At 68.6% G+C, this 4,925-nt stretch carries 5 protein-coding genes and 1 pseudogene; 5 read left to right on the top strand and 1 reads right to left on the bottom strand.

The window, feature by feature from the left end; all coding sequences use genetic code 11:
• The 4 genes from Q0Z44_RS18060 to Q0Z44_RS18045 form a co-directional block, all read left to right on the top strand.
• The coding region (locus tag Q0Z44_RS18060; RefSeq protein ID WP_298015368.1) for a TlyA family RNA methyltransferase at window positions 1–595 on the top strand (595 nt) is incomplete at its 5' end.
• Between the two features lie 4 nt (window positions 596–599).
• Window positions 600–1,463, top strand: a complete 864-nt coding sequence (gene metF / locus Q0Z44_RS18055) for a methylenetetrahydrofolate reductase [NAD(P)H] (RefSeq protein ID WP_298015366.1) — start codon at window positions 600–602, stop codon at window positions 1,461–1,463.
• Window positions 1,464–1,676: 213 nt separating this feature from the next.
• The gene (locus Q0Z44_RS18050) at window positions 1,677–2,327 is read left to right on the top strand and encodes an OmpW family outer membrane protein (RefSeq protein WP_298015364.1); all 651 of its coding nucleotides are present in this window, start codon (window positions 1,677–1,679) and stop codon (window positions 2,325–2,327) included.
• A 244-nt stretch (window positions 2,328–2,571) separates the two neighbouring features.
• Window positions 2,572–3,261, top strand: a complete 690-nt coding sequence (locus tag Q0Z44_RS18045; protein ID WP_298015362.1) for a PEP-CTERM sorting domain-containing protein — start codon at window positions 2,572–2,574, stop codon at window positions 3,259–3,261.
• 98 nt (window positions 3,262–3,359) lie between these two features.
• On the opposite strand, the gene Q0Z44_RS18040 is transcribed toward Q0Z44_RS18045, so the two are convergent.
• Window positions 3,360–3,947: a 5-formyltetrahydrofolate cyclo-ligase gene (locus Q0Z44_RS18040; RefSeq protein WP_298015360.1), complete on the bottom strand. Its 588-nt coding sequence runs from the start codon at window positions 3,945–3,947 to the stop codon at window positions 3,360–3,362.
• Between the two features lie 17 nt (window positions 3,948–3,964).
• On the opposite strand from Q0Z44_RS18040, the pseudogene Q0Z44_RS18035 reads away from it, so the two are divergent.
• Window positions 3,965–4,925, top strand: a pseudogene (locus Q0Z44_RS18035) (hypothetical protein); the annotation flags it as partial.

Raw genomic sequence — 4,925 nt, 5'->3', positions numbered from 1 at the left:
GCTGCGCTGGGTGTCCCGCGCCGGCCTCAAGCTCGAAGGCGCGCTGGCCCACATCGGACTCGACGTGTCGGGAATGACCTGCCTGGACGTGGGGCAGAGTACGGGCGGCTTCACCGACGTTCTGTTGACGCAGGGCGCCGCCCGCGTGGTGGGCGTGGAAGTGGGCCATGGCCAGCTCCATGACAAGCTGAAGGCCGACGACCGCGTGGCCTGCCTGGAGAACGTCAACGCCCGCGAGCTGGACGCCAGCCCGCTGCGCGAACACGCCCCGGCCGACGGCTTCGACCTGATCGTGGCCGACCTGTCCTTCATCGCGCTCTCCAAGATCGTGCCGCACCTCGGCCCCTGGCTGAAGCCGGGTGGTCAGGTGGTGATGCTCATCAAGCCGCAGTTCGAGGTCGGCAAGGAGCACGTCGGCAAGGGCGGCGTGGTCAAGGACCCGGCCCAGCACGCCCGTGCCCGCGACATGGTGCGCCGCGCCTGCACCGACCTGGGCTGGAAGGTCCACAAGGGCTTTGCCAGCCCGATCGCGGGCGGCGACGGCAACCTCGAATTTTTCATCTGGGCGCAGTCGCCCGTGCCCGACCAAGAGTGAGTCCATGACGACCCAGACGCGTTCGCAGCCTGCGCTGCCCATCAGCATGGAGTTCTTCCCGCCCAAGACCCCCGAGGGCGTGGACAAGCTGGCCGCCGTGCGCCAGCAGCTCTATCCGCTGAAACCCACTTACTGCTCGGTGACGTATGGCGCCGGCGGCTCCACCCAGGACGGCACGCTGCAGACGGTGTGTGCCATCCTGCGTGAAGGCTTCGATGCCGCGCCGCACTTCTCGTGCATCGGCGCCAGCAAGGACGGCGTGCGCGCCCAGTTGCAGCAGTTCAAGGCCGAAGGCATCCGCCGCATCGTGGCCTTGCGCGGTGATCTGCCCAGCGGCTACGGCGGCTTCGGCGAGTTCCGCTACGCCTCGGACCTGGTGGCCTTCATCCGGGCCGAAACCGGCGATCACTTCCACATCGAAGTGGCCGCCTACCCCGAGATGCATCCCCAGGCCCGCAACCCGCAGGCCGACCTGAACGCCTACGTCACCAAGGTGAAGGCCGGTGCCAACGCCGCGCTCACCCAGTACTTCTACAACAGCGATGCCTACTTCCGCTTCGTGGACGAGGCCGCGGCCCTGGGCGCCGACATCCCGGTCATCCCCGGCATCATGCCGATCACCAACAGCAGCCAGCTGCTGAGGTTTTCGGACGCGTGCGGCGCCGAGATCCCGCGCTGGATCCGCAGCCGGCTCGAAGGCTTCGGCGACGACAAGGCCTCGATCCAGGCCTTCGGCCTCGATGTCGTGACGGACCTGTGCGACCAGCTGCGCTGCGCGGGCGTGCCAGGGCTGCACTTCTACACAATGAACCAGGCCGGCCCGGTGAAGGCCATCTGTGAGCGCCTGGGCCTCACGCCTTCCGCGTGAGCCGCGCTGCCGGGCGGCGTGTCGCCCGGCGTTGCGCGGACGCATCACGGATGTCTGATCTGACGCAAAGCACCCGGGGCGACGCCCCTTGCGCGGCCCCGGCCCGGGTGACGACTTGATGCAGCACAAGTCCGAGCGACGTTCCGCTTGCTGCAATGACGTCATGGAAAGCCCGCCGGCGATCCAACAGCCACTGAACAAGAAGGAACGACCATGAGCACCATCTTCACCCGCTCGAGCCTGATCGCCGCAGTTGCCCTGGCCTGCGCCGCCCTGACCCCCGCCGTCTCGCAAGCCGCAGCCGGTGACATCGTGGTGCGTGCCCGTGCGCTGTACCTCGAGCCGTCCAACGGCAGCGATGCCATCCCGTCGCTCGACGTGCCCGAAGACGCCATCCACGTCAACAGCAAGTACATCTGGGAAGTCGACGCGTCGTACTTCGTGACCGACAACGTCGCCCTGGAACTGATCGCCACCTCGCCGCAGAAGCACACCGTGTCGATCGGCGACACCAAGCTGGGCACCGTGCGCCACCTGCCGCCCACGCTGACCGTGCAGTACCACTTCGCTCCGACCAACCCGGTGGTGCGTCCCTACATCGGCGCGGGCCTGAACTACACCCGTTTCTCGGCTGTGAAACTGGCCGTGCCTGAAGTCGCCGAACTGGAACTGGAAAAGAACAGCTGGGGCCCGGCTTGGCAGATCGGTGCTGACTTCCCGATCACCGACCGCCTGTCGCTGAACATCGACTTCAAGAAGATCGACATCCGCTCGGACGTGAAGATCAAGGGCACCGACACCGTCGTGACCCGCGTCAAGATTGACCCGGTGGTCTTCGGCATCGGCCTCGGCTACCGCTTCTGATGGCGCTGCACCGGCCCGGCCGGTGCCTCGCTTGAAACGGCCCCCGCAAGGGGGCTTTTTTGTGTGCGCATGGAACGCGGGGACGAAAGCGCGAGCAATTCCGGCCGGTGGCCGCTCGCGCACGCCCCATGCTTGAGGGGTGTTTAAGGGTCAACGATATGGGGTGGGGCGGACACCCGATGCAGCATGGTTTCAACTGCCTTGTGGCAGTGCCTACCAACAACTGCAATCTAAGGTGATACACATGCACAGCACCCTGACCCGGCTCGCGCAAGCGGGCGTGGCGGTGGCGGCCCTGACGGCCGGCGCGGCCGTTCATGCGGCGGCCTTCACAGCGCCCACCCAGGCCGTCCTTACCCTCAGCTCCGACATCACGCAGCTGCTGACCGGCGCGACCTTCTCGCCCGTCGGCGCCGCCACGTACGATGCCAGCTCCAACACGCTGAGCGAGGCCTTCACAGCCGTCTCGCTCAGCAGCCCCTCGGCGGCCGACTTCCTGGGCAACACCAGCGCCAGTTCGGGCTTCAACCTGAACTACAAGACCTCGGTGCTGAGCATCACCAACATCAGCTACAGCCAGGCGAGCAAGTCGCTCTCCGGCACGCTCGCGCTCGATGGCAGCGTCAAGTACACCGGGCAGCTGCTCACCTCGGCGTCGGCTTCCGTCTCCGAGAACTTCAACGCTGCGCTCGGCACCGGCTACCTGAGCACCGGCCAGCTGTTCCTGACGGACGGCGCGGCCACGGCCATGCTGTCGGCCTTCGGCCTGCCCACGCTGGCCTTCTATGTGAACACCGCCAAGAGCATCAACTTCGGCACGTTCGCAGCCGATGTGACGGGCCCGACCCCGGCCGTCCCGGAGCCCTCGACGTACGCCCTGATGGGCGTGGGCCTGCTGGGTGTGGCCGTCGCCACGCGCCGCCGCAGCCGCTGAGCCGCACCGCGCTCCGCTTGAATCAGGCGCCCCTCGCGGGGCGCCTTTGTTTTGTCTCGCTTTCCGCTGCGCCGACATGCGCTGTCGGCGCGGCCCGCTCAGCCGCCCCAGACCCCGGAGGGGGTCAGCACCGCCAGCAGCGGAATGTCGTGCGGGGCCGGCATCAGCTCCGTTTCTGCCAGCTGCCCTTCGTCCCATGCGAGGCCGATGGCCGTCACACCGGGGTGCGCCGCCAGGTAGCGGTCAAAGTACCCGCCCCCGTAGCCCAGACGAAACCCCGCGGCGGTGAAGCCGAGGCAGGGCACCAGCACCACGTCCGGTTCCACGGTCTTCGTCGTGGCAGGGCTCGGCAGGCCGCATTCATCCAGGCCCTCCGGCTCCCCACCGGCCCAGGGGCGATACGTCATGACCACAGGATCGCGTTGCGCAAAGGGCAGCGCCAGGCCGCAGTGCCATGTGGACAGGGCCGACAAGGCGACATCCCTTGGGTTAAATTCTCCCTTGACTGCCCAGTACAGGCCCAGGGTCTGAGGCTCGAGTTGCGCCAGCACGGCCTGCAGCCGATCGGCCAGGGCCAGTTGTGCCGCTTCGGCGGCCGGGGTGGAGGCCCAGTTGCGCCGTGCCGTCAACAGGCGGCGGCGCAGCAGGGTGCGGGCATCGGCATCGGGGGCAGCGGTCAAGGTCATCCAACAAGGTCCATCAATTGAGCACGTCCCGACAGTATCAGTCCCGCGCGCGGCGCAACCCTGTTTCCTCTGCCCGGCATGGCGGCTGGATCGCTGCCGTCCGACTGGCGTGGGCCGGGGCCACGGCCGGCGTGTTGACCGCGCTGGGCGGGCTGACCGCCCCGGCCACCCTCACCGGGTTGGCCGCGGTGACCCCCACCTCGGCGGGCGCGCAGACGGCCGCAGTGAACGACACGCTCATTGTTGAGGCACGCGAAGCCTGGCGCTTGCGGGATCGTCAGCGGCTGACCAGCGCCCGCGATGGCCTGATTGCCACGGCCCATCCGCTTGCGCCCTGGGCGGACTACTGGCTGTACCTGTTGCGTCAGTCCGAGATCAGCCCGGCCGAGGTCGATGCCTTCCTGGCGCGCTGGCCGGATGCCTACGTGGCCGATCGCGCCCGCAACGACTGGTTGCTGGAGCTCGGCCGGCGACGCGACTGGTCGACCTTCGTGCGCATTCAGCCCGCCTTTCGGATGAATGACGACCGCGAGGTTCTCTGCCTCGGCTTGCTGGCGCGCCAGCAGTTGGGCATCCCGCTGGAGGGGGGCGACCTGCGGGAGCAGGCCCGCCAGGCCTGGTGGGCGCAGAAGGATGCGGATCAGGGCTGTGATGCGATGGCCCAGACGCTGCTGGCAGCCGGCGTGCTGACCCAGGCCGACGTGTGGGTGAAGCTGCGCCTGGCGCTCGAGGCCGACAAGTTCAAGACCGTGCAGCAGAGTGCCCGCCTGCTGGGTGAGCCGCTGGCGCAGGCGGTGGCGCGGGCGATCGGCCAGCCTGCCGCCCTGCTGATGCCCGCTGCAGCCGGTGCCGGCGGAGCCGCCGCGCGAGGCAGCGAGGCGCCGGGCGCCGTCATGGGGGCACCCGGTACGCCTGCGCGCAAGGCGCCGGTGTCGAAGGCGCGGGCCCGCAACCGGCCTGCACCGCAGCCCATTCCCC

This window comes from uncultured Aquabacterium sp., from assembly GCF_947366995.1.
Lineage (GTDB): Bacteria > Pseudomonadota > Gammaproteobacteria > Burkholderiales > Burkholderiaceae_C > Aquabacterium.
The sequence above is the reverse complement of the archived record's forward strand: the minus strand, read 5'-3'. Positions and strand labels throughout refer to the sequence as shown.